This is a genomic window from Enterobacter sp. HNDS-6 (assembly GCF_039850505.1).
Classification (GTDB): Bacteria; Pseudomonadota; Gammaproteobacteria; order Enterobacterales; family Enterobacteriaceae; genus Enterobacter; species Enterobacter kobei.
In genome coordinates this window covers 4,561,309-4,585,386 of record NZ_CP156673.1, presented here as the reverse complement: position 1 = coordinate 4,585,386, position 24,078 = coordinate 4,561,309, and the positions used below count along the sequence as shown (strand labels likewise).

General features: G+C 52.2%; 29 protein-coding genes. 16 read left to right on the top strand and 13 right to left on the bottom strand.

What is annotated here, in order from left to right; all coding sequences use genetic code 11:
- Positions 1–643 precede the first annotated feature (643 nt).
- From oppA to ABFI50_RS21430, 6 genes are all read left to right on the top strand, one after another.
- Positions 644–2,275, top strand: a complete 1,632-nt coding sequence (gene oppA / locus ABFI50_RS21455; protein ID WP_023330572.1) for an oligopeptide ABC transporter substrate-binding protein OppA — start codon at positions 644–646, stop codon at positions 2,273–2,275.
- A gap of 83 nt (positions 2,276–2,358) precedes the next feature.
- On the top strand, positions 2,359–3,279 hold the full coding sequence (oppB, locus tag ABFI50_RS21450; RefSeq protein WP_014884162.1) for an oligopeptide ABC transporter permease OppB: 921 nt from the start codon (positions 2,359–2,361) through the stop codon (positions 3,277–3,279).
- Positions 3,280–3,291: 12 nt separating this feature from the next.
- Entirely contained in the window at positions 3,292–4,200 is a 909-nt protein-coding gene (gene oppC / locus ABFI50_RS21445) for an oligopeptide ABC transporter permease OppC (RefSeq protein ID WP_014884161.1), read from the top strand.
- An 11-nt stretch (positions 4,201–4,211) separates the two neighbouring features.
- On the top strand, positions 4,212–5,225 hold the full coding sequence (locus ABFI50_RS21440) for an ABC transporter ATP-binding protein (protein ID WP_347485051.1): 1,014 nt from the start codon (positions 4,212–4,214) through the stop codon (positions 5,223–5,225).
- Complete coding sequence (oppF, locus tag ABFI50_RS21435; RefSeq protein WP_014884159.1) at positions 5,222–6,226, top strand: murein tripeptide/oligopeptide ABC transporter ATP-binding protein OppF; 1,005 nt, start codon at positions 5,222–5,224, stop codon at positions 6,224–6,226. Before ABFI50_RS21440 ends, oppF begins: the two co-directional genes overlap by 4 nt.
- 47 nt (positions 6,227–6,273) lie before the next feature.
- Positions 6,274–7,110 (top strand): ion transporter, encoded by an 837-nt coding sequence (locus ABFI50_RS21430; protein WP_347485049.1) that lies wholly within the window; start codon positions 6,274–6,276, stop codon positions 7,108–7,110.
- Positions 7,111–7,141: 31 nt separating this feature from the next.
- On the opposite strand, the gene ABFI50_RS21425 is transcribed toward ABFI50_RS21430, so the two are convergent.
- The gene (locus ABFI50_RS21425) at positions 7,142–7,471 is read right to left on the bottom strand and encodes an HI1450 family dsDNA-mimic protein (RefSeq protein WP_003856748.1); all 330 of its coding nucleotides are present in this window, start codon (positions 7,469–7,471) and stop codon (positions 7,142–7,144) included.
- A gap of 33 nt (positions 7,472–7,504) precedes the next feature.
- Positions 7,505–8,965: a cardiolipin synthase gene (gene cls / locus ABFI50_RS21420; RefSeq protein WP_008502791.1), complete on the bottom strand. Its 1,461-nt coding sequence runs from the start codon at positions 8,963–8,965 to the stop codon at positions 7,505–7,507.
- 143 nt (positions 8,966–9,108) lie between these two features.
- Between cls and ABFI50_RS21415 the strand changes: the two genes are divergently transcribed.
- Both ABFI50_RS21415 and leuE read left to right on the top strand, forming a co-directional pair.
- Entirely contained in the window at positions 9,109–9,282 is a 174-nt protein-coding gene (locus ABFI50_RS21415; RefSeq protein WP_017384232.1) for a YciY family protein, read from the top strand.
- 106 nt (positions 9,283–9,388) lie between these two features.
- A complete protein-coding gene (gene leuE, locus ABFI50_RS21410) occupies positions 9,389–10,024 on the top strand; it encodes a leucine efflux protein LeuE (RefSeq protein ID WP_014884157.1) in 636 nt (211 codons plus the stop codon).
- A gap of 35 nt (positions 10,025–10,059) precedes the next feature.
- Here leuE and ABFI50_RS21405 read toward each other — a convergent pair whose 3' ends face one another.
- Complete coding sequence (locus ABFI50_RS21405; RefSeq protein ID WP_045281228.1) at positions 10,060–10,356, bottom strand: YciI family protein; 297 nt, start codon at positions 10,354–10,356, stop codon at positions 10,060–10,062.
- A gap of 222 nt (positions 10,357–10,578) precedes the next feature.
- Here ABFI50_RS21405 and tonB point away from each other — a divergent pair, with 222 nt between their 5' ends.
- The gene (tonB, locus tag ABFI50_RS21400; protein WP_014884119.1) at positions 10,579–11,307 is read left to right on the top strand and encodes a TonB system transport protein TonB; all 729 of its coding nucleotides are present in this window, start codon (positions 10,579–10,581) and stop codon (positions 11,305–11,307) included.
- Between the two features lie 36 nt (positions 11,308–11,343).
- Here the strand turns inward: tonB and yciA are convergent, their stop codons facing one another.
- The 4 genes from yciA to ABFI50_RS21380 all read right to left on the bottom strand — a co-directional run bounded on the left by yciA (position 11,344) and on the right by ABFI50_RS21380 (position 13,615).
- Positions 11,344–11,739: an acyl-CoA thioester hydrolase YciA gene (yciA, locus tag ABFI50_RS21395; RefSeq protein ID WP_008502796.1), complete on the bottom strand. Its 396-nt coding sequence runs from the start codon at positions 11,737–11,739 to the stop codon at positions 11,344–11,346.
- A 104-nt stretch (positions 11,740–11,843) separates the two neighbouring features.
- Positions 11,844–12,383: a septation protein A gene (locus ABFI50_RS21390; RefSeq protein WP_014884118.1), complete on the bottom strand. Its 540-nt coding sequence runs from the start codon at positions 12,381–12,383 to the stop codon at positions 11,844–11,846.
- Positions 12,384–12,441: 58 nt separating this feature from the next.
- Positions 12,442–13,185 carry a YciC family protein gene (locus ABFI50_RS21385; protein WP_045269024.1) on the bottom strand — a complete coding sequence of 248 codons (744 nt, stop codon included), beginning with the start codon at positions 13,183–13,185 and terminating at the stop codon, positions 12,442–12,444.
- 25 nt (positions 13,186–13,210) lie between these two features.
- Positions 13,211–13,615, bottom strand: coding sequence for a YkgJ family cysteine cluster protein (locus ABFI50_RS21380; RefSeq protein ID WP_032636276.1), 405 nt, complete (start codon positions 13,613–13,615; stop codon positions 13,211–13,213).
- 281 nt (positions 13,616–13,896) lie between these two features.
- Between ABFI50_RS21380 and ompW the strand changes: the two genes are divergently transcribed.
- Together ompW and ABFI50_RS21370 are read left to right on the top strand one after the other, a co-directional pair.
- Complete coding sequence (ompW, locus tag ABFI50_RS21375) at positions 13,897–14,529, top strand: outer membrane protein OmpW (RefSeq protein ID WP_045269025.1); 633 nt, start codon at positions 13,897–13,899, stop codon at positions 14,527–14,529.
- A gap of 146 nt (positions 14,530–14,675) precedes the next feature.
- Complete coding sequence (locus ABFI50_RS21370) at positions 14,676–14,846, top strand: hypothetical protein (RefSeq protein WP_165766462.1); 171 nt, start codon at positions 14,676–14,678, stop codon at positions 14,844–14,846.
- 194 nt (positions 14,847–15,040) lie between these two features.
- Here the strand turns inward: ABFI50_RS21370 and yedF are convergent, their stop codons facing one another.
- The 3 genes from yedF to ABFI50_RS21355 all read right to left on the bottom strand — a co-directional run bounded on the left by yedF (position 15,041) and on the right by ABFI50_RS21355 (position 17,208).
- Entirely contained in the window at positions 15,041–15,274 is a 234-nt protein-coding gene (yedF, locus tag ABFI50_RS21365; protein ID WP_014884113.1) for a sulfurtransferase-like selenium metabolism protein YedF, read from the bottom strand.
- On the bottom strand, positions 15,271–16,482 hold the full coding sequence (yedE, locus tag ABFI50_RS21360) for a selenium metabolism membrane protein YedE/FdhT (RefSeq protein WP_023338394.1): 1,212 nt from the start codon (positions 16,480–16,482) through the stop codon (positions 15,271–15,273). Before yedE ends, yedF begins: the two co-directional genes overlap by 4 nt.
- A gap of 177 nt (positions 16,483–16,659) precedes the next feature.
- Positions 16,660–17,208 (bottom strand): TetR/AcrR family transcriptional regulator, encoded by a 549-nt coding sequence (locus ABFI50_RS21355; protein WP_045269027.1) that lies wholly within the window; start codon positions 17,206–17,208, stop codon positions 16,660–16,662.
- A 237-nt stretch (positions 17,209–17,445) separates the two neighbouring features.
- On the opposite strand from ABFI50_RS21355, the gene ABFI50_RS21350 reads away from it, so the two are divergent.
- Together ABFI50_RS21350 and ABFI50_RS21345 are read left to right on the top strand one after the other, a co-directional pair.
- A complete protein-coding gene (locus tag ABFI50_RS21350) occupies positions 17,446–18,225 on the top strand; it encodes an SDR family oxidoreductase (RefSeq protein ID WP_023337387.1) in 780 nt (259 codons plus the stop codon).
- A 99-nt stretch (positions 18,226–18,324) separates the two neighbouring features.
- Positions 18,325–19,344: an NADP-dependent oxidoreductase gene (locus ABFI50_RS21345; protein WP_088126670.1), complete on the top strand. Its 1,020-nt coding sequence runs from the start codon at positions 18,325–18,327 to the stop codon at positions 19,342–19,344.
- 255 nt (positions 19,345–19,599) lie between these two features.
- Here the strand turns inward: ABFI50_RS21345 and ABFI50_RS21340 are convergent, their stop codons facing one another.
- The gene (locus ABFI50_RS21340; protein WP_347485042.1) at positions 19,600–20,367 is read right to left on the bottom strand and encodes an alpha/beta hydrolase; all 768 of its coding nucleotides are present in this window, start codon (positions 20,365–20,367) and stop codon (positions 19,600–19,602) included.
- 76 nt (positions 20,368–20,443) lie between these two features.
- Positions 20,444–21,265, bottom strand: a complete 822-nt coding sequence (locus ABFI50_RS21335; RefSeq protein WP_347485040.1) for an alpha/beta hydrolase — start codon at positions 21,263–21,265, stop codon at positions 20,444–20,446.
- A 140-nt stretch (positions 21,266–21,405) separates the two neighbouring features.
- Between ABFI50_RS21335 and ABFI50_RS21330 the strand changes: the two genes are divergently transcribed.
- Entirely contained in the window at positions 21,406–21,885 is a 480-nt protein-coding gene (locus ABFI50_RS21330; protein ID WP_014884107.1) for a MarR family transcriptional regulator, read from the top strand.
- A gap of 129 nt (positions 21,886–22,014) precedes the next feature.
- On the top strand, positions 22,015–22,674 hold the full coding sequence (locus ABFI50_RS21325) for a protein-disulfide isomerase (RefSeq protein WP_248196795.1): 660 nt from the start codon (positions 22,015–22,017) through the stop codon (positions 22,672–22,674).
- A 63-nt stretch (positions 22,675–22,737) separates the two neighbouring features.
- On the opposite strand, the gene ABFI50_RS21320 is transcribed toward ABFI50_RS21325, so the two are convergent.
- Entirely contained in the window at positions 22,738–23,343 is a 606-nt protein-coding gene (locus ABFI50_RS21320; protein WP_232933157.1) for a transporter, read from the bottom strand.
- A gap of 491 nt (positions 23,344–23,834) precedes the next feature.
- Here ABFI50_RS21320 and cspA point away from each other — a divergent pair, with 491 nt between their 5' ends.
- A complete protein-coding gene (gene cspA, locus ABFI50_RS21315; protein ID WP_014884103.1) occupies positions 23,835–24,047 on the top strand; it encodes an RNA chaperone/antiterminator CspA in 213 nt (70 codons plus the stop codon).
- Positions 24,048–24,078: the final 31 nt, after the last annotated feature.

Genomic DNA, 24,078 nt, shown 5'->3' with positions numbered 1-24,078 from the left:
CAAAGAGTTATGAATTCCGCACAATCCCGCCTGCACAGAAAATCTTCGAACGCTCTGTTATTTTACTCACACGATACTCTGGGGCTTGCTGAGAGATAACCGAAATGTTATTAGTAATTTCAACTTTCCCTTAGAGGAATGTGCTAAATAATGATCAGTTGTTAAATTTTTGTACAAAATCACTCAAAAGTAGCGCAGCGACGCGCGAGTAGAGGAAGTTTTCTCTACCTTATTGAATAACCGATGTTTTTACCGGTTTTCAATGTCTGGCAGGGCTGCCCCCAACGATATGACGTACTTCATAAAAGAGAATTGCTTAACAAATTTGCAAAATGTATTGGCGCGCGTTTACGCCATTTGATACTTTCCGGCCTATTATTTTGCAGCATAAAACAATCAGATGAGAATTATTTTCATATAACTCTCTTCTCAGATATCCAGCTCAGGTCTCAAACAGGGGAGGCCTGTGAAGAATCGACGCAAGACGGCCATACGAGCAGTCAGTAATAAAAAAGTCGGTGATAGCAAGCAGTAAAAGAAGAACCTGACAGCAGCAAAAAAAACTCCTGCGCTGTACAGGCCCCAACAGGGGAATAGACAGCTGGCGAAAGCCAGTAATTATAATGAGTGGAGTACCAACACAATGTCCATCATCACAAAAAAAAATCTGGTAGCGGCGGGGATTTTAACTGCGCTAATCGCGGGCAATGCTGCAATGGCTGCGGACGTTCCTGCAGGAGTACAACTGGCGGAGAAACAGACGCTGGTGCGTAACAACGGTGCGGAAGTTCAGTCTCTTGACCCGCACAAAATTGAAGGTGTTCCTGAGTCAAACGTTAACCGTGACCTGTTCGAAGGTCTGCTGGTGACTGACGTTGACGGCCACCCGGCACCGGGTGTGGCAGAAAAGTGGGAAAATAAAGATTTTAAAGTCTGGACCTTCCATCTGCGTAAAGATGCCAAATGGTCCGACGGTACGCCGGTTACCGCCGAAGATTTCGTGTATAGCTGGCAGCGCCTGGCGAATCCAAATACCGCCTCTCCGTATGCGAGCTATCTGCAATATGGCCACATCGCCAATATTGATGACATCATCGCCGGTAAAAAGCCGGTCACAGACCTGGGCGTGAAAGCGATCGATGCCAATACCTTTGAAGTGACGTTGAGCGAACCTGTTCCGTACTTCTATAAGTTGCTGGTTCACCCATCCGTTTCCCCGGTACCTAAATCCGCTGTGGAAAAATTTGGTGAAAAATGGACGCAACCTGCCAATATCGTGACCAACGGTGCCTATAAGCTGAAAGACTGGGTGGTCAACGAACGTATGGTCCTGGAGCGTAACCCGCAATACTGGGATAACGCGAAGACCGTGATTAATCAGGTCACCTACCTGCCAATCTCTTCTGAAGTAACAGATGTTAACCGCTACCGCAGCGGTGAAATCGACATGACCTATAACAACATGCCGATTGAACTGTTCCAGAAGCTGAAAAAAGAGATCCCGAAAGAAGTTCACGTCGACCCATACCTGTGCACCTATTACTACGAAATCAACAACCAGAAAGCACCGTTCACCGACGTACGCGTTCGTACTGCGCTGAAGCTGGCACTTGATCGCGATATTATCGTGAACAAAGTGAAAAACCAGGGCGATCTCCCGGCGTATAGCTACACCCCTCCTTATACCGATGGAATGAAACTGGTTGAGCCTGAATGGTTCAAGTGGTCACAGGAAAAACGTAACGAAGAAGCGAAAAAGCTGCTGGCTGAAGCGGGCTACACTGCCGATAAGCCATTAACGTTTAACCTGCTTTACAACACGTCAGATCTGCATAAAAAACTGGCTATCGCCGTCGCGTCTATCTGGAAGAAAAACCTGGGCGTCAACGTTAAGCTGGAAAACCAGGAGTGGAAAACCTTCCTCGATACGCGTCATCAGGGGACCTTCGACGTGGCGCGTGCAGGCTGGTGTGCGGACTATAACGAACCGACCTCCTTCCTGAACACGATGCTCAGCGACAGTTCAAACAACACTGCGCACTATAAGAGCCCGGCGTTCGACAAGATCATCGCTGATACGCTGAAAGTGTCTGACGATGCGCAACGCGCAGAATTGTACGCGAAATCTGAAGAGCAGCTCGATAAAGACTCTGCAATCGTACCGGTTTACTACTACGTTAACGCCCGTCTGGTGAAACCGTGGGTAGGGGGTTATACCGGTAAAGACCCGTTGGATAATATTTCCGTTAAGAATCTTTATATTATCAAGCATTAATGGCAATACGTGGGGTGAGCCTGGCTTGCCCCACTGTGTCTACTTTGTAACATTCATCAGGCACACGCCAGAAGGTACGGGCAATGTTGAAATTTATCCTGCGTCGCTGTCTAGAAGCGATACCAACGTTATTTATTCTAATTACGATTTCCTTCTTTATGATGCGTCTCGCACCGGGAAGTCCATTTACCGGTGAACGTACGCTGCCGCCGGAAGTTATGGCGAATATCGAGGCGAAGTATCACTTAAACGATCCCATCACTACCCAATACTTCAATTATTTGAAGCAGCTGGCGCACGGTGATTTTGGACCGTCATTTAAATATAAAGACTATTCCGTAAACGACCTGGTGGCCTCCAGCTTCCCGGTTTCGGCAAAACTGGGTGCTGCGGCATTCATTCTGGCCGTCGTTCTCGGGGTCACCGCAGGCGTTATCGCCGCGCTCAGACAAAATACCAAATGGGATTATGCCGTAATGGGGGTGGCAATGACCGGGGTAGTGATACCCAGCTTCGTTGTCGCGCCATTACTGGTGATGATATTTGCCATTACGCTGAAGTGGCTGCCTGGCGGCGGCTGGAACGGCGGGGCTCTGAAGTTCATGATTTTGCCAATGGTGGCATTATCTCTGGCCTATATCGCCAGTATCGCGCGTATCACCCGTGGTTCTATGATCGAAGTGCTGCATTCGAACTTCATCCGCACCGCGCGCGCGAAAGGGCTGCCGATGCGCCGGATTATCTTCCGCCACGCGCTTAAACCGGCGCTGCTGCCGGTGCTCTCCTATATGGGGCCTGCATTCGTTGGGATCATCACGGGCTCGATGGTTATCGAAACCATCTACGGCCTGCCGGGCATTGGTCAGCTGTTCGTTAACGGCGCGCTCAACCGCGACTATTCGCTGGTACTGAGCCTGACGATCCTCGTTGGTGCGCTCACCATTCTCTTTAACGCGATCGTTGATGTGCTGTATGCCGTCATCGACCCGAAAATCCGTTACTAACTGGAGCACGCCATGATGTTGAGTAAGAAAAACAGCGAGGCGCTGGAAAACTTCAGTGAAAAACTGGAAGTGGAAGGTCGTAGTCTCTGGCAGGATGCACGCCGCCGCTTTATGCACAACCGTGCCGCCGTCGCCAGTCTGGTGGTTCTGGTGATCATTGCGCTGTTTGTGACCCTGGCACCGATGCTGTCGCAATTTACCTATTTCGATACGGACTGGGGCATGATGTCCAGCGCGCCGGATATGGAATCCGGTCACTATTTCGGGACCGACTCATCCGGCCGTGATCTGCTGGTGCGCGTCGCGATTGGGGGGCGTATCTCGTTGATGGTCGGTATCGCCGCCGCGCTGGTGGCGGTAATTCTGGGCACGCTCTACGGCTCACTTTCCGGCTACCTTGGCGGAAAAGTGGACTCAGTGATGATGCGTTTGCTGGAAATCCTGAACTCCTTCCCGTTTATGTTCTTCGTCATTCTACTGGTGACCTTCTTCGGCCAGAACATTCTGTTGATTTTCGTGGCCATCGGGATGGTTTCCTGGCTGGATATGGCGCGTATCGTGCGCGGCCAGACGTTGAGCCTGAAACGTAAAGAATTTATTGAAGCCGCGCAGGTTGGTGGCGTATCTACCCGAAATATCGTGGTTCGCCATATTGTTCCTAACGTGCTGGGGGTGGTTGTGGTCTATGCCTCACTGCTGGTGCCAAGCATGATCCTGTTTGAATCCTTCCTCAGCTTCCTGGGGCTGGGTACGCAGGAACCACTGAGCAGCTGGGGCGCGCTGTTGAGCGATGGTGCAAACTCGATGGAAGTGTCACCGTGGCTGTTGCTCTACCCGGCGGGTTTCCTGGTGGTCACACTGTTTTGTTTCAACTTTATCGGCGATGGCCTGCGTGATGCCCTCGACCCGAAAGACCGTTAAGGAGCGCCGTCATGACAATTATTGAAACGGCCACTGCGCCACAGGCGCAACAGCAGAGCAATCTTCTGCTGGACGTAAAAGACCTCCGTGTGACCTTTAAAACCCCTGACGGGGATGTTACCGCCGTCAACGATCTCAACTTCAACCTGAGCGCGGGTGAAACGCTGGGGATTGTCGGTGAATCCGGCTCCGGAAAATCCCAGACCGCCTTTGCGTTGATGGGCCTGCTGGCATCTAACGGTGTGATTGGTGGTTCCGCAAAATTCAATGGTCGCGAAATCCTCAACCTGCCGGAGCACGAGCTGAACAAGCTGCGTGCCGAGCAGATCTCGATGATTTTCCAGGACCCAATGACCTCGCTGAACCCTTATATGTGCGTCGGTGAGCAGCTGATGGAAGTCCTGATGCTGCATAAAGGTCTGGGGAAAGCGGAAGCGTTTGAGGAATCCGTCAAAATGCTGGATGCGGTAAAAATGCCGGAAGCGCGTAAGCGCATGCGCATGTTTCCGCATGAATTCTCCGGCGGTATGCGTCAGCGCGTGATGATTGCTATGGCGCTGCTGTGCCGGCCAAAACTGCTGATTGCCGATGAACCGACTACCGCACTGGACGTTACCGTTCAGGCGCAAATCATGACCCTGCTGAACGAGCTTAAGCGTGAGTTCAACACGGCGATTATCATGATTACCCACGATCTGGGTGTTGTTGCCGGTATCTGTGACAAAGTGCTGGTGATGTATGCCGGTCGTACGATGGAATACGGCAAAGCGCGGGACGTGTTCTATCAGCCTGCCCATCCATACTCCATTGGCCTGCTGAACGCGGTGCCGCGGCTTGATGCGGAAGGGGAATCCCTGCTCACCATTCCGGGCAACCCGCCAAACCTGCTGCGTCTGCCAAAAGGCTGTCCGTTCCAGCCGCGCTGTCCGCATGCGATGGAAATCTGCAACAGCGCGCCGCCGCTGGAAGCATTTGCACCAGGCCGTCTGCGCGCCTGCTTTAAGCCGCAGGAGGAACTGGTATGAACGCATTAGATGAAAAACGCAATGTGCTGCTCGAAATCGCTGACCTTAAGGTGCATTTCGACATTAAGGACGGTAAACAGTGGTTCTGGCAGCCGCCGAAAACCCTGAAAGCGGTGGATGGCGTCACCCTGCGTCTGTACGAGGGGGAGACCCTGGGGGTCGTGGGCGAGTCCGGCTGTGGGAAATCCACTTTCGCACGTGCCATAATAGGCCTGGTCAAAGCTACCGACGGAAAAGTGGCGTGGCTGGGTAAAGACCTTCTGGGGATGAAGCCCGACGAGTGGCGCGACGTGCGAAGCGACATCCAGATGATTTTCCAGGATCCGCTGGCATCACTTAACCCGCGTATGACCATCGGAGAGATTATTGCCGAGCCGCTGCGCACCTATCATCCTAAGATGCCGCGTCAGGAAGTCCGTGACCGCGTAAAGGCGATGATGCTGAAAGTGGGGCTGTTGCCTAACCTCATTAACCGTTATCCGCACGAATTCTCCGGCGGTCAGTGTCAGCGAATTGGTATTGCGCGTGCGCTGATCCTTGAGCCGAAGCTGATTATCTGTGATGAACCGGTTTCCGCGCTGGACGTTTCCATTCAGGCGCAGGTGGTTAACCTGCTGCAGAAGCTGCAGCGCGAGATGGGGCTGTCGCTGATCTTCATTGCGCACGATCTGGCCGTCGTAAAACACATTTCTGACCGTGTACTGGTGATGTATCTGGGTCATGCCGTGGAGCTGGGCACGTATGATGAGGTGTACCACAATCCGCTGCACCCTTACACCAAAGCACTGATGTCTGCGGTACCCATCCCCGATCCCGATCTGGAGAAAAATAAAACGATCCAGCTTCTGGAAGGAGAATTGCCTTCACCAATTAACCCGCCGTCAGGTTGCGTTTTCCGTACGCGCTGCCCGATGGCCGGGCCGGAATGTGCGAAAACACGACCGGTTCTGGAAGGCAGTTTCCGACATGCGGTTTCCTGCCTGAAAGTAGACCCGTTATAATCGCAAGGGCTGACATGATGTCAGCCCTTATTTATTGCGAGGTTACCGTGTCGCGTTTATTCACTTCAGCCCGTCGACGGCTCTATCATCTTTTATTCGATCCAGAAACGGTATCGGGACGCCGTTTTGAGGGACTCTGCGCGCTGTTTGCGTTACTTAGCGTCATTGTCATCTTTATTGAATCCGGTGTCGGGACACAATATCACCTGACTTTTGATGAATGGCATGCCTTTGTCTGGCTTGAACTGGCGATCACCCTGGTCTTTACCGCTGAGTATATTCTGCGGGTCGTTTGCTGGCCCAATCCGGCAAAGTACGTATTCAGCTTCTGGGGTTTTATCGATTTAGCGACTATCCTGCCGCTCTATGTCATGTGGCTATGGCCAGAAATCAGTCTCAACTATGTTTTCGCCTGGCGCGCCATGCGCGTGATTCGCGTATTGCGAATTCTTAAATTGCTGCGTTTTATGCCGTCGCTGCGCGTATTCTGGAGTGCCATCGTTAGCGCACGACATCAGCTTATTCTGTTTTACTCATTTATTGCCATTGTGATGATTGTTTTCGGCGCGCTGATGTATTTGATAGAAGGGCCCAAATACGGCTTCACAACGCTCAACGCCTCCGTCTACTGGGCCATCGTGACCGTGACGACCGTGGGGTACGATGATATCACACCCCATACGCCGCTGGGGCGCATAGTGGCATCCGTGCTCATTCTGATTGGGTATTCGGTGATTGCTATCCCGACGGGGTTAATTACCACGCACATGAGCAGTGCATTTCAAAGCCATAAAGCGCAGCGTAAATGTCCGCGCTGTCATCAGGGTGAGCATGAGCAGAGCGCGCGGTTTTGCAACCGATGTGGGAGCGAGTTACCGAAGTAAATAAAAAAGGCTGCCATCGCAGCCTTTTTTATTATTCGCGCCAGAGAATGTGGCACAGCTTGTGGTCTTTCTCCCGGCAGAGCAGGACGCGAGCGAAAATGTCGTTAATTTCCCCACCATCTTCGTCAGCCAGCCCAATCACCACTTCGGCAAAGAAGTCAGGATTCAGGTCGAAATCCACATGTTCAGCCCAGTCTTCTGCAGGGTCGAACAATTCGGCACCGCCGCGCTCTTCGAACTGCAGATTAAAGAGGATCACGTCCGCGGGATCGAGGTTATCAACCGCCAGTTCGAGAAAAATGTCATAGGCCTGCTCGAGCGTTTCGTCTTCGGTCAGGCGATTGTTCAGATCCATTTCCATGATGACTACCTGTTTAACATCGTTGGGCACGTTTTACAGCAACGGACTAAAGAAGTAAAACAGTCGTTCAGCTATTCTCTGCCACAGCGGTCGTTTTACCCACAGCCTGGCATCCAGCAGCCGCGAGCGGGAGATATAATCATCCTGCACCGCCGCCAGGTCACCGCCAAATCCGGCGTCATCAATCACCAGGGTGATTTCAAAGTTCAGCCACAGGCTGCGCATATCGAGGTTTACCGTGCCCACCAGGCTTAACTCACCGTCGACAAGCACGCTCTTGGTGTGCAGCAGCCCGCCTTCAAACTGGTATATTTTCACCCCGGCGGCCAGCAGTTCGCTAAAGAAGGCGCGGCTGGCCCAGCCCACCAGAAGCGAGTCATTTTTGCGGGGCAAAATGATACTCACATCGACACCGCGCTGCGCTGCGGTACAGATCGCGTGCAGCAGGTCATCGCTGGGGACGAAGTAGGGCGTCGTCATGATCAAATATTCACGCGCTGAGTAGGTAGCCGTCAGCAGCGCCTGATGAATTAAGTCCTCCGGGAATCCCGGCCCGGAGGCAATGGTATGAATAGTATGACCGCTGGCCTCTTCAAACGGCATGATGTTGCCATCTGGCGGTGGGGGCAGAATACGCTTGCCGGTCTCTATCTCCCAGTCGCAGGAGTAAACGATACCCATCGAGGTGGCAATCGGCCCCTCCATTCGTGCCATCAGATCCACCCATTGCCCGACGCCGGAGTCCTGTTTAAAGAAGCGCGGGTCAACCATGTTCATACTGCCGGTGTAGGCAATATAATTATCAATCATGATCATTTTACGGTGCTGGCGTAGGTCCATCCGGCGCAGAAAGACGCGCAGGAGATTTACCTTCAGCGCCTCAACCACTTCGATACCGGCATTACGCATCATGCCTGCCCAGGGGCTGCGGAAAAACGCCACGCTGCCTGCGGAGTCCAGCATCAGACGGCAGTGGATCCCCCGACGCGCGGCCGCCATCAGGGATTCAGCGACCTGGTCGGCCATGCCGCCGGGCTGCCAGATATAGAACACCATCTCAATGTTATGGCGAGCAAGCTGGATATCGCGGATCAACGCCTGCATCACGTCATCGGAGGAGGTCAGAAGCTGGAGCTGGTTCCCCTTAACGCCGCCAATCCCCTGACGCCGTTCGCAGAGCTTAAACAGCGAGGAGGCGACGCTGCTGTTCTCCTCGGCAAAGATATGTTTGCAGGCTTTAAGATCGTTAAGCCACTTCGCGGTGGAAGGCCACATGGCACGCGCCCGCTCGGCCCGGCGTTTACCCAGATGAAGCTCACCGAAAGAGAGATAGGCAATAATTCCCACCAGCGGGAGGATGTAAATGATCAGAAGCCAGGCCATGGCAGAGGGTACGGCTCTGCGCTTCATCAGGATGCGTAATGTCACACCCGCGATTAACAGCCAGTATCCCAAAATGACCAGCCAACTCACCACGGTGTAGAAGGTTGTCATGGTTAAAAAATCCTTTTGAAAGCGTATTGTTATGAGTGTACGCATCAGGATTCATCTGGCAAATAAAAACGCCAGGTAAAAGCGCTGGTTTGCTGCCGGGTTGGGTTTATAATGGCGGCTCTGTTTGAGAAAGAGTTGTAGACATGAAGCGCAGTAGAACAGAAGTAGGGCGCTGGCGCATGTTGCGACAGGTGAGTCGTCGCAAGGCTCGTTGGCTGGAAGCACAATCCCGCCGCAATATGCGTATCCACGCCATCAGAAAATGTGGATTGAACAGGCACCGCAACGCGTTGCTGTTCGCCGTCCAGGATATCTGAAAACCCTGAGGGCACCGCAAGGTGCCCGCTGATTTTATAGTGTCTTATTTAGAGAATATCGTTATTGCTGCGATATTCCGATGATGTTTAGCAAAAGGAGGGAGAGGTGTTTGCGGAGTTTGGCGTACTGAATTTCTGGACGTATGTTGTTGGCGCATTTTTTATTGTGCTGGTGCCGGGCCCGAATACCCTGTTTGTGCTGAAGACCGGGATCGGTCACGGCGTTAAAAAAGGATATCTTGCCGCCACAGGTGTGTTTATCGGCGATGCGGTTCTGATGTTTCTCGCCTGGGCAGGTGTCGCGGCTTTAATCCAGACCACGCCTGTACTGTTTAATATCGTACGCTATCTGGGTGCTTTCTATTTACTCTGGCTGGGCGGCAAAATGCTCTGGTCGGTGATTAACCGTCAGAATCACGCTCATGAGAGCGGAACTGAACCTGCCAGTATGATCATGAAACGCGCCCTGGTACTGAGCCTGACGAATCCAAAAGCGATTCTGTTCTACGTTTCGTTCTTTGTGCAGTTTATTGACGTGAATGCACAAAATACCGGGACCTCTTTCCTGATCCTCGCCACCACGCTTGAGTTGATTAGCTTTATGTACATGAGCTTCCTGATCTTCTCCGGTGCGTTTGTCACGCGTTATCTGAAAACCAAAAAGAAACTGGCAAAGCTGGGGAACGGGCTGATAGGGCTGCTGTTTGTCGGGTTTGCGGCGCGGTTAGCGTCACTGCATTGATGTGAAGAAAGGCTCCTGAGGGAGCCTTAGTTATATCAGAACACTTTCTTATACGGTCGCACCGTCACCTTCGCATACACGCCCGCCGCAACGTACGGGTCTGCGTCAGCCCAGGCCTGCGCCGCTTCCAGAGATTCAAACTCTGCAATAACCGTGGAGCCAGAAAAACCGGCTGCACCCGGGTCGTTGCTGTCGACAGCAGGCATTGGGCCAGCGGTCACCAAACGACCTTCATCCTGTAGCAGCTGTAAGCGTGCCAGGTGAGCAGGGCGGACAGACTGGCGTTTCTCAAGTGAATCAGCGACATCTTCAGAGTAAATCACGTAAAGCACGGTGAAGCTCCTTAAGCGTTTTAAAGTGTCAGTTACGTTATGTGAAAGGGCAACTGACTGCAATGTAAAGATAAAAACAATGTTAATACCCTGATCTGAATGCCCCTTTTTTGGCCACATTGACGCTTAAATTGCGCCAGAACAAAGTGTCTTATTGAATATGATTGCTATTTGCATTTAAAATCAGGGTTCGATTTTTTAACGTTGATGACTATGACTTCGATGACCCTTGATTTACCTCGCCGCTTTCCCTGGCCGACGCTGCTCTCCGTCGTGATTCACGGTGCTGTCGTGGCGGGTTTGCTCTATACCTCGGTTCATCAGGTTATTGAAATGCCCGCACCCGCGCAGCCGATTTCGGTGACCATGGTATCGCCTGCGGATCTCGAGCCGCCGCAGGTCGCACCGCCACCGCCACCGCCACAGCCGGTTGCTGAACCGGAGCCAGAGCCCGAGCCTGTTCCGGCGCCACCGAAGGAAGCCCCGGTGGTGATCCATAAACCTGAACCGAAGCCCAAACCTAAGCCGAAGCCAAAGCCGGTGAAGAAGGTCGAGGAGCGTCCGAAACGCGAAGAACGTCCGGTTGAGCCACGCGCGACCCAGACGGTTGAGAATGCCGCACCTTCACGTCCGGTAATGAACAACTCCGCACCGGCGCCAAAACCAACGGTTGCCGCGCCAGCGGGCCCGCGAGCACTGAGCCGAAACCAGCCTCAGTATCCGGCGCGAGCGCAGGCTTTACGTATTGAAGGCCGCGTGCGGGTGAAATTTGACGTTACCGCAGATGGCCGCGTTGATAACGTGCAAATCTTGTCCGCTCAGCCTTCTAATATGTTTGAACGCGAAGTGAAATCGGCGATGCGCAGATGGCGCTACGAAGCCGGTAAACCGGGTAGCGGACTGATCGTGAACATTGTCTTCCGCCTGAACGGCGGGGCGCAGATGGAATAAAAAAAGCCTCCGGATGGAGGCTTTTTTGTCAGATAATCAGGCCTGCGGAAGCTGACGAGGTTTACCCTCGCTATCCACTGCCACATAAATAAACAGTGCTTCAGTAGCTTTATAGCGCTGTCCAATCGGTTCTGAAGAGACCTTCTTCACCCAGACTTCAATGTTGATAGAGATGGAGGTATTGCCGCGTTTGACGCAGCGCGCGTAACAGCACACCACGTCACCTACCGCCACCGGGCGCAGGAAGGTCATCCCATCGACCCTCACTGTTACCACGCGTCCGTGAGCTATCTCTTTTGCCAGAATTGCGCCGCCCATATCCATTTGCGACATCAGCCAGCCGCCAAAAATATCGCCATTGGCATTAGTGTCAGCGGGCATTGCCAGTGTGCGTAAAACCAGTTCGCCCTGAGGGGCGTTAGTTGTTGTCATTGTTTTAACTCGTAACGGAAGACTTCAGGCGGGATGCTACTATGATTTCACAGCGGAGAGAATAGACCAGAACGCCTGTCGAACACGTTCTGGTCAACCAGCAGTTAGTGCTTATCGTCCTGCGGCATATGGCGATAGATGTAAACGCCGCTGAGCAGGGTGAAAATCAGCGTCAGGGCGGTCAGGCCGAAGACCTTAAAGTTGACCCAAATATTTTGCGGCAACCAGAAGGCAATGTAGATATTGGCAAGACCGCAAAGAATAAAGAACACCGCCCAGGCAATATTCAGTCGGGACCAGACCTGCTGCGGCAGCGTCAGCTCTTTACCCAGCATGCGCTGGATAAGCGGTTTTTTCATAACCCACTGGCTGATTAACAATGCGCCTGCAAACAGCGCGTATATCACCGTGACTTTCCACTTGATGAATTCATCATTGTGGAAGAACAGGGTCAGCCCGCCGAAAACAGCGACCAGCACGAACGTGACCAGCGCCATTTTTTCGACTTTACGGTAACGTACCCAGCTGTAGATCAGCACAACCGCGGTCGCGATAATCAGCGCAGTGGTCGCAGCATAGATGTCATACAGCTTATAAAACGCGAAAAAGACCACGAGCGGTAAAAAATCAAGAAACTGCTTCATTCTGTGATTCCATCTTCTCTGTTGAGCCGGGAAGCGGGTCATGCTCCCGGCATCAGGATTACTGACGAATTAACATATACAGGCGGAACAGATAGACCAGCAGTACCGCTGAAATCAGGTTGCTCAGCGTATTCGCGACTACCGCGCCAACATTAGGCGTTAAAACCGCAAAATTCGGCGCAAACAGGAGCAGAAGCGTTTTCGCCAGCAGCCAGCCGATCACGGCAGGGGCTACCAGACGCATATTCGCCCATGCGAGCCTGATACTGCTGCGCATTGCGGTAAAAATACCCATTTTGTCCTGCACGATTATGATCGGGGCAAAAGAGAGCACGATAGCCAGCAACACGCCCGGCACCACGACCAGCATAATCCCCATCTGAACCAGCAGGGTGGTTAAGAAGATCAGGATAAACAGCTTCGGCAAAACGGGGGCACTGGCACCAATCGCCCGTAAGGCACTGACCCGATGGCCCGCTGACACCAGCTGAATCATCAGGAGAACGCCGCCCGCCAGAATCGCATTACCAATGAGACCAGAGAACGTCGATGCGGCTGAAGCCCGCAGCAGGATTTGCTGCTGCTCTGGCGTCATGTTTTGCACCAGTTCAAACAACCCGACGCTTCCTGCCAGATTGTCACCCTGGCTCAGGCTGGCAATCTGTTCATCACTCGGTGAGAAGGCATGGCCCAGCACCACAGTGATAAAGGCGCAAAGCAACGCGATCAGTAAAAAAGTTATGAACTGATTGCGGAAAAAGTTTCCCGTGTCACGGTAGACAGACTTCGCCGTGATAGACATGCACTCTCCTTGAGTATTGCAGGTGTTAATTAGCCGGCAATTGTACACCGGATGCACCTGCTGTGGCAGCATCAAGGCTTGTATGGAAAAGCATATCTTTGTAAAGCGGCGGTAATCCGACCCGTGCGCGGGCGCGATTACAGGCGTCGTTGACCTGCCCGTCTTCCCCTGACATAGCAAATTCCCGGCAGGGGCTGGGGCGATCCTCATAGATGGAACACCGGGTTGAGACCCCGGGTTCACCCTGAAGCGCGACGCAGCGAGCCTGTTTTTGGTTCGTGCCGCGCATACAGCGCAGAAAAGGGGTTAACGGCTCAGTGAGATGAACCGGAACGGTACCGCCGCCATCGATGGCCTCGGCCCAGTAGAAAGAGACTCGAAAATACGCACAACAGGCTCCGCACGTCATGCACGGGTTAACTTCACTCATGGCACACCTGCAAAAAAGAACGCATCAAATCAATTTGTGAGAGCGATAAATTAGCCAGCCGCCTGAGGAAGAGCAAGAGGGGGAAAAGAGAAAATTTTGTAACTGTGAAATGCCAAAAATTGACATGGAAACAACTTAATGTTTTTCAAAGTGCCACAAAAAATTAACCCAGATCAATGAATGTTAACTTACTGGTTTTAATGTGATCTGTGGCAGATCACTTATTACTCTTTTGTGAGTATATTCTCACCCGCTATTAAAACCACAACGATGGAGCGGATATGAAAAAATTAGCGGTGGCAGCCCTTGTATTAAGCAGTCTCTCTGGCGGCGCGTATGCGCACGAAGCAGGTGAATTCTTTATTCGTGCCGGTTCGGCCACGGTTCGCCCAACAGAGGGCTCTGATAACGTGCTGGGTATGGGCGGTTTTAACGTCAGTAATAACACCCAGTTAGGCTTAACGTTTACTTATATGGCGACGGATAACATTGGTGTCGAGCTTCTGGCGGCAACGCCGTTCCGCCATCGCGTGGGTCTCGGCCCGACCGGTGATATCGCCACCGTTCACCATTTACCGCCAACGCTGATGGCGCAATGGTACTTTGGCGATGCCAGCAGCAAGGTGCGTCCGTATATTGGCGCCGGTGTAAACTACACCACCTTCTTTGATGAGAAGTTTAACGATACCGGTAAAGCGGCCGGTCTGACGGACCTCAGCCTTAAAGATTCATGGGGTATGGCGGGGCAGGTCGGTCTGGATTATCTGATTAACCGCGACTGGCTGATCAACGCCTCAGTCTGGTACATGGACATTGATACAGACGTACGCTTTAAAGCGGGCGGTGAGCAGCAAAGTATCAATACTCGCCTCGATCCGTGGGTGTTTATGTTCTCTGCAGGTTATCGCTTCTAATCCCCCCTCAAACTGGCCACCAGGTGGCCAGTTTGTTTTTGCAGCCTTCAAAACGATGGATAAACCGGCCGCTCGTCAAGTTTTACGCAGTGCCTGAGTTTCGTTTCCCCATCATATAAATAGCTAAATGCGTCGCTGGACACCGAATGAAAAAGAATATCGCCATTAGCAAACGGGATCATTTCGGTGTCACCCGCGCGCTTGTGCCCTGCGCCAGTTTCAAACTGGCCGCGCCACCGTTCCTGCGTATGGTCGTAAACGTGCAGAATAACCTCGACAAGTCCTCTTTCCGGACAGTCAAGGCGGAGGAAGGTTGAAGAGAAATTCAGGGATAGCACGTGAAAGGGAATCAATAAGGCGAAAACCACTAAAGCTCGTAAATACATCAAACTGCGAAAACCTCCTTCAAAATGGATATGAGATTTTACTTAAGTCAGATGCGGCGGCTTTGCCCTCGATCAAGAGGTCTTATAATTCAATGCGATAAAGGCCTCTGACGAGGCCTGAACGTTCATTTTTGAATCAAATAGCGGATTGTTGGCCCGTCCTGCTGAATATCCAGCACTGTGTAGCCATGGTTTTTAGCATCCAGAGGAATGTTGTTAATGGATTGCGGGCAGTCGCTCACCACCTCTAGAATTTCCCCTTTTTTGAGCTGCGGTAGCGCTTCAAGGGTAGCCACTGCCGGATAAGGGCAGGGTTCGCCGATCATATCCAGTCGATAGTCAGGCACGATCTCTTTCATGCAGCGTTCTCCTGCGTTTCAGGTTTAGCGGTGGTGCGACGGAAGAAACGTTTCTCCTGCGCGACAACCAGTAAAAAAGCGACCAGCAGCAAGGCATAGGTTACCAGCAGGCCGCCGAGCGGACCGAAGGTGCTCAACAGATTGACCTTATCCCAGTTTGTTGCGAGTACAGGTGAGACATCATCCCAGTAGTACGCCAGAATGGTTGAACCAATGACATTACCAAGGCCGACCCACCAGTAATGCACCTGGCCTTCGACGGCGCGATACATCCAGCCGGTTTCACACCCGCCCGCCAGCACAATTCCGAAGCCAAACAGCAGGCCACCAATCACCGCGTTAGGACCGGCCCACATGATTTTCGGTTCAACACCGAGTTGTACATAGCTGAAAATGCCGATGGCGCTCACCGCCATACCGGCAATGATCGCTTTTGCCATCATGGTTCGTCCGGTGATCCACATATCGCGAAACGCGGAGGTAAAGCAGATCTGCGCGCGTTCGATCAGCAGACCGAACCCTACGCCGAACAACATCGCCAGGCCGAGTTTCGGTTGATTCAGCGCTGTGCAGATTGCCCACGCGATCATGGCAAAAAAGACCAGCATACCGAGGCGAAAACGGCGTTTCGCCTGGTCCGGCTTCTGGGTCAGCGGCGACGCCGCGCTAACTTTGGTCATTTTTACCGGAATACGGAACAGCGGCAGCAGGGTGAATTTTGCACCGAAGTAAGAGCCAATCGCGGTGGCGACGGCAAAGAACCAGGCATGCAGTGAAAATTGCGGAATACCCGTGAAGAACGCGGCAAGGTTACAGCCCATCGCCAGGCGAGCACCAAATCCGGCAATAATCCCGCCGACGACCGCCTGCATAATGCGGATGCGGCTTTTGGGCATGCGCAACTTGACGTTATTTGCCCACAGCGCCGCTGCGAAACAGCCGCCGAACATCCCGATGATCATCATTCCGTCGATGCGGGTAAGCGGAGTACCGTCAAGGTGAATGAGTTTAAAGTAGCCCCACTCTTCGGCATGCACGCCAGCGAGTTGCAGAAGTTGACCACCCCAGCGGGTAAACTCGCCGGTCACGGCCCAGAAGGTACCGGTAATGCCGAAATAATAAGTAGAGAGAATGCCTGCCGCGATAACGGCCGGAACAGGTGACCAGAACTTAACTAAATAAGTCTGTTTGAAGTATTGCCATGACATGAGTAAGCCTCTGAACTCAGAAGGTGTATTTGGATTTAACGGGCCGGAATATATAACTTTTTGGCTTACTGTAAAACCTCTCCAAACCTACTCTCCGGGATAGCGTCTTTTTTTATGACCTCCGTCATTAAATCTTCCGGTTATTTCCCGGCAATCACACCCCCGGCTGCAAAATATTCATTCCTTTCGCGGAGCCTTACTCAGAATGCGAGAGCGGCAGACATCCAGAATTTCGTCAGCCAGCGCGGAATTATCCGGGCAGGCACGGGACAACACCAGAGCCCCGACAAGATGTGCAAAGGTGTTTATCAGGTCAGCACGTGAGACATTTTCGTCGCTTAACATTGCCAGCTGACGTTCAACCCCGGCTGCAAATATCTCTTTGATGGACTCGGACTGGCGTGCGGTGTCCGTGCCCAGGGCAGACATCACGCAACCTCCGGCCATATCATCGCGATGCTGCCGGGAGAGGTAATATTCAATGAATTTGTCTCGATCTACACCCGCCAGGTTTTCCGCGGCATGCACAAACCCGCAATTCATGGCCTCTGACATCAGGTCGGCCTTCGAACCAAAGTGCTTATAAAACCCGCCGTGGGTTAAACCCGCAGCAGACATCAACTCCGCCACGCCCACGCCGTCATAGCCACGTTCACGAAAAAGTTCGGATGCCGTTTCAACTATGCGCATCCGGTTCTCCCGGACCTGCTCTTTTGACACTTTCATGCTGCCCACCCCCTATAAAACAAGGCTCAATTATACATTGATGATGATCATAATCAAACCAGTTGACTTTATAGATTATGATCATCATCATTAAATTCGTGTCTCCGACAGCGCTACGCAGAGAAAGGCACGCTCTGTCAGTCTGGCTGAGATCAGCAAAGAGAGCCGGATATCTCCCGGATTTACCTGCATCGAACGGTGCAGATTCTGTTTAACATTTGATAAAGAAGATCACACATGACGAAAACTTCAGTTCTCATTACAGGCGCATCGACGGGTATTGGTGCTGTTTATGCGGAAAGGTTTGCAAGCCGTGGACATAACCTGATTCTGGTTGCCCGGGATAAAACAAAATTAGACGCACTTGCCGAACGTCTGAGACAGGAGAAGGGCGTTTCTGTAGATGTCCTGCCTGCCGATCTCACTCAGGCAGCGGAGTTAGCGACGGTGGAAACGCGTCTTCGTGAAGACGAAAAAATAGGGGTGCTGATCAATAACGCCGGCATCGCACAGTCGGGCCATTTTATCGGCCAGACGTCCGAGGCAATTGAGCGTCTTATCGCCCTGAATGTCACCGCGCTGACGAGACTTGCCAGTGCCGCGGCACCAAGGTTTGTCAACGCCGGAGAAGGTGCGATCGTCAATATCAGTTCAGTCGTTGGGCTTGCCCCGGAATTTGGCATGTCGATTTACGGTGCAACCAAAGCCTTTGTGCTTTTCTTGTCACAGGGATTGCATCTTGAGCTGTCCTCCGCAGGCGTTTACGTCCAGGCGGTACTTCCGGCCGGCACTTACACCGAAATCTGGGAACGTGCCGGTATTGATATCAGTAAGGCGCCCGAGATGATGGAAGTGGATCAGTTAGTTGACGCAGCCCTGGCGGGCTTTGACCGTCGCGAACTCGTCACCATCCCTCCTTTACAACACGCTGCCCACTGGGATGACCTGGAGAGGACGCGTCAGGCTCTGCTTGCGGACATCAACCAGGCTAACGTGGCAGAGCGCTACAAAGTGTAGTCACGGGGGATTCGGCATAGGACTGAGTATCGTTTTTTCACTCAGCAACAGCGTTGTTAAGAAACATGCCACAGGCAAACCCGGCAGAGTAAAAGACAAATGAATAAGAAGACGATGAAAGCGTTTACGTTTAAACGCTATGGTAAATCCCCGGGACTGGGGATCGATGACGTCGATTTTCCGTCCCCCGGTGATGATGAAATTCTGGTCAAAGTGTATGCAGTAGGTCTGAACCCAATCGATAACATGATCCCGACCGGCATGTTCAAACGCGTTCTGCATTTCAGTCTCCCCGCGACCTTGGGCAGTGATGTGTCCGGCGTTGTCGTTGCCACAGGACGTCGCGTGACGCGATTCAAGGCAGGCGACGAGATTTTCGCCAGTATTTTTGACAGGGGAACGGGGTCGCTGGCCGAATTTGTCCGGGTGCCAGAAAGCCTTGCGGCGTTAAAACCCGCCAGTCTGGATTTCGTACAGGCCGCGTCACTTCCTATGGTCAGTCTCACCTCCTGGCAAGCGCTGACAGAACGCGCGATGCTGCGAGCGGGGCAGAAAGTATTTATCCCTGCCGGATCCGGTGGAATCGGCAGTTTTGCTATTCAGCTGGCGAAACACTTTGGTGCAACGGTTGGGACGACCACCAGCGCAGCCAACATTGACTGGGTGAGCCGCCTTGGTGCAGATGACGTCGTTGACTATAGAAAGCAGGAATTCGAAAAAGTGCTGAGCGGCTACGATATTGTCCTCGGGACTATCAGAGGTGACGCGATTGAGAAATCCACGCAAATCCTTAAGCCGGGAGGGAAAATTATTTCCCTGATCGGGCCGTTAGATGCTGCTTTCGCGCGGGAACGACACCTTAATGTTTTCCTGCGTTTAGTATTAGGGCTGATGAGCCGTAAAATCATGCGGCTGTCAAAAAAGCGAGGTTTGACCTATTCGTTTCTCTTTGTTCGCCCTGATGGCAGCCAGCTCAGCCAAATCGGTGAACTCATGGACGCTGAACTCATCAAGCCCGTAATCGACAAGGTTTACCCCTTTGCCCAAACGAGCGACGCCTTCACCTATCTGGCTCGCGGGCATGCAAAGGGGAAAGTCGTCGTTAAAGTTCATGGGTGATAGCTACGAAGGCTTGAGCGCCGTTGCAGCGGCGGACCGCAGATAATGGTGATGCGCTGAGTGGAACCCTGCGCATTGCCCCCCCTATGCTGCCGGACATTGTTACTGAAGGCGTGGATATTTCGCTACGTTTTGGTGAGTCGGGGGAAGGATGAACCCAATATACGTTGTACTCTGCGCGGGATTAAAACTTGGGCATTACGGATATGGCCACCCCTCAGGCGAGGGGTGGCTTTCGGGGCGGGAGAGTGATGTTTACTTCGCCGCTTCCTCGATAAGTGTGGCGACATCCTGGGGATGTGAAACCATCACGACATGGGATGCGCCTTTAATCACAACGGTGTGTTTTGATCCCGCACGTTCAGCCATGAATCGCAAACCCTGGGCGGGGATATTCTTGTCGCCGTCACCGTAAATGAAGTAAGAGGGCAGTTTTTTCCAGGCTGGCGCACCCGATTTTTCAGTTAAAGCCGCTTCGGTAATCGGTCTTTGCCCTGCGGCCATCAGCGCCGCCTCTTCAGCTGAAACGTCATGCGCGAATTGCTGGTGGAACTTCGCCCGATCGATGGAGAGATCGACGCTACCATCAGCCAGCTTCACCGGTGTGGCAAGCGCCTGGCCAAGCGTGCCGCCAGGGAATTTCCCTGTCAGGTCGGCCGCGGCTTCACCCGCGTCCGGAGCAAATGCGGCGACATAAACCAGCGATTTGACATTGTTTGTATCACGGGCCGCGTTCGTAATAACCTGGCCACCATAGGAATGCCCGACAAGGACGACCGGCCCCTTAATGTTGTTCACCACAGAAGAGACGTAAGCCGCATCACCCGAAACACTACGCAGCGGATTCGCCGCAGCAACGACATTGTATCCATCCTTTTGCAGGATCCGGGTAACGCCATTCCAGCTAGAAGAGTCGGCAAAGGCACCATGAACCAGGACAACGGTCGGCTTAGCGGTTTCGGCGATTGCGCTGGCAGACAGCATAACGGCGGCAACGGCAAGGGAGGCAGCAAATTTGGACATGATCATTCCTCTTTTCAATACAGTTTAAAGGGTATGCGTAGGGGGGATCGTGGCCTGTCTGAAACAGGCCACCTGGTTAGCCGCGAATAAAGGCCAGTACGTCAGCGTTAAAGCGATCGGCCTCTGTCTCCGCCAGTCCATGTGAACCGCCGGCATATATCGTCAGCGTCGCATTCGCAACGATCTCAGCGGCGCGGTGTGCGGATGCCTTAATGGGGACAATCTGGTCATCGTCGCCATGAATAATCAGCGTAGGGCGATCAATCTGCTGCAGGTCGCGTGTGTAATCGACTTCAGAGAACTCATGGATGCAGTCATATTGCCCTTTAATGCCGCCCTGCAGGCCAATTCTGCGGAAGTTTTCCCGTAACCCGTCATTGGTGGGGACATGGTCACGGTTAAAGCCATAGAACGGAATTGTCAGGTCAAAGTAAAACTGTGAGCGGTTTTTGGCCGTGCCTTCGCGGATAGCATCAAACACCTCAATCGAAGTACCGTCTGGATTGGCATCCGTCCGGAGCATAAGAGGAGGGACTGCGCCGACCAGAACGACTTTAGCCACGCGTGAGGTACCATGACGGCCGATATAATGTGCAACTTCGCCGCCCCCTGTGGAGTGACCCACTAAAATCAGATCCTTCAGATCCAGCGACTCAATCAGCTCAGCGAGATCGTCCGCATACTGATCCATATTGTTGCCGTGGAAAGTCTGGTCTGAGCGCCCATGGCTGCGACGGTCATGCGCGATGACCCGGAAACCATTCTGGCTGAAAAACAGCATTTGCTGGTCCCAGGCATCAGACGATAACGGCCATCCGTGAGCGAAGAGGATAGGCTGACCTGAACCCCAGTTTTTGTAAAAAATGCCTGTTCCGTCTTTGGTGATGAAAGTTGTCATTTTGTACTCCTGTTATGTGTTGCGTTATTTGTTTGTGTGCGATTTGTTTGTGTGCAAATGAATATGGCAGCCCTTTTTGCCTTTGTCAATCGCTTGCAATTAAATCGTATGCAAATTATTTTAAGGGGACTGGAGGACATATGACTAAACACACTAATTCCGAGGATTCCCTGCCAGATGTGCACGGTATGCTCTGTTTCTCTCTTTACTCTGCGGGACATGCTTTTACTCAGCTCTATCGTCCCATGCTTGATAAGCTTGGCCTGACCTATCCCCAGTATCTGGTGATGGTTACCTTGTGGAATCAGGATGGGCGAACAGTGAAGGAACTGAGTGGAATTCTTTTTCTTGAGTCCAGCACGTTGACCCCTTTACTGAAGCGGCTGGAGACTGCGGGGTTGATCACCCGGACACGTAATCCGAAGGATGAGCGCGAAGTGCTTATCCACCTGACGGAGAAGGGGGAGGCGCTGAAAAGCGAGACCAGCACTATCACGCGCTGTATTGTGGATACCCTGGGGATGGACGCCGACATCATTGCTGACATCAAAGCATCAGTCGATAAGATCCGTGACAAGATCCACCGCGCGCAGAAACCGGACGCCAATGACCTGGCCTGATGGGGTCATTCGGGCAGAGACATACTGTCCATTCGTACGCTCTATGAAACACTGAATTTACTGGAGGGCTGTTTTTCGAATTGAGGAATCTCATTATGATGAGGGCTAATGATTCCCAGGGGATACCACATGCGCATTGACAATCTACAGTATTTTTTTGACCCACTTTGCGGCTGGTGTTATGCCAGCTCGCCCGCCCTGAATTATCTGGCACAACATTACATCGAGAAACTCACGTTAATGCCCAGCGGTCTTTTTTGTGATGAGGGTGCCCGGCACATCACCGCCCAATGGGCAGAATATGCGTGGACAAACGATCGGCGTATCGCTTCGCTGACCGGTCAGCCATTCAGTGAGAGCTATCACCAGCTCCTGAACTCAGGTGCGCGCTTTGATTCGACGTTTATGAACCGGGCACTTACGGCTTTTCATGAAATCAGCCCGGCGGCAGAGGCAGGGCTGCTTCGTGCACTGCAACATGCCCGCTATGTACTGGGGCGTGATACCGCGCAAAGTGATGTGGTGGAAGAGATCGGCATCGCCTGGGCTCGGGAAAATAACGTTGACCTCAGCCCTAATGACTTTGCCGGCCGGCTTGATGCCGATAACGCGCTTCGCAGCCTGACGGACGACAGGATCGCTGACGTAAAGCGTCTTATGAATCAAAAAGGTTTCAGCGGGGTTCCGCTGCTGTTGGTTACGGTTGACAGCACTGAGCACATTATCAGCGGCCACGATCTCTATGGTGGAGCAAAAAGCATCGGCGAGGCGCTGGCAAAGCTTGCGTAGCCAAAACGAGGCTTCCGGTTTTACACACCGGAGCTTCGTTTATCACCTGTTCGAATGCTCGAATCATTTCTGGCGGGAGAGGGAACGGAAAGAGCAGTAGTACCCTGCAGATGCGATAAGGCAGAGCATATACCCGAATGATTCGCTACCTTCCTCCACGACATTCTTGACCACCCTGACGTAGCTTTTATCGAGTATCGCGTACCATAATTCGTGCATTCCAAACAGCCGGGAGAAAACCAGGACTGCCAGCAGACCACTGAGCATCATGCCGTACCACGGGGTACGGGTATAGTGGGTCAGTTGCGTAAGAGTAAGTCGGAAATGGATAACGGGATAAAGCAAAGCGCAAATGGCGGAAAGTAGTGCAAACCACACCCAACTTCCATGAGCCAGAAGATCAAAAAATGCATCCAGTTCGCGAATCAGCATGGAGAGGAAAAAGCCGCCGATCAGGATGTTGCAATAGCGCATGAATTCCCATTTCTTCGCCAGCAGGAGGTGAATAAATACGATGCTCACTAAAACCGATTCCTGCACAATTTCGGTCAGCGATATCTCCGGTATATCCAGATTAAATAAAGAGATATCCGCCCACAGACAAAGTACGGGCAAGGAGCAGGCTGCTGACGCGAAAAGAAAGAAGAAAAAGCTTTTGAGCACAGACATTAACACCACCACTTTCATTCAAAACCACTATGATAAGTGGCTTCGAACGAAAATCTATTTCACTTTGTGCGCTATAGGCATGAATTTTAAGCATATTGAGCTACTTAGCGAGGGTGCGTTCACTCTGTGCCGATAAGATCCCCCCTTTCAGGGAACTCTCCGTCACTAAAGAGGCAATATGCTTTGGCTATCACAGGATGCGAATACATGGCCCCAGCGGCTTTAGTTTTCATAGCCATTCAGCCGTCCGGGTGTTTAAGCGGTTATAATAAAAAATAAAAACTTTGCTTAAAAAAATTTTCTGTGCCTAAATAGCGTCATCGGTTTGGAATACAGACCTTATAAAAGCAGTTTAGTAAAGCAGTCCTCAGTTCAGGTGTTATCAATAGATACTCTTCTTCGTGAGCCTCCTCCTAAGTGCCAAATAAGTTACTCTCTAAATACAGGCCATCATCGCCGCGCTTAGTGGCTCAAAAAATAAGGAATTATCTATGTCTAATAAAATGACTGGTTTAGTAAAATGGTTTAACGCTGATAAAGGTTTTGGCTTTATCACGCCTGACGACGGCAGCAAAGATGTATTCGTACATTTCTCTGCTATTCAGAGCGACAGCTTCAAATCGCTTGATGAAGGCCAGAAAGTGTCCTTCACCATTGAAAATGGCGCTAAAGGCCCGGCAGCGGGTAATGTTTCTCCGCTGTAAGTCGCGCCTGTTATCTATGACCCTTACGATA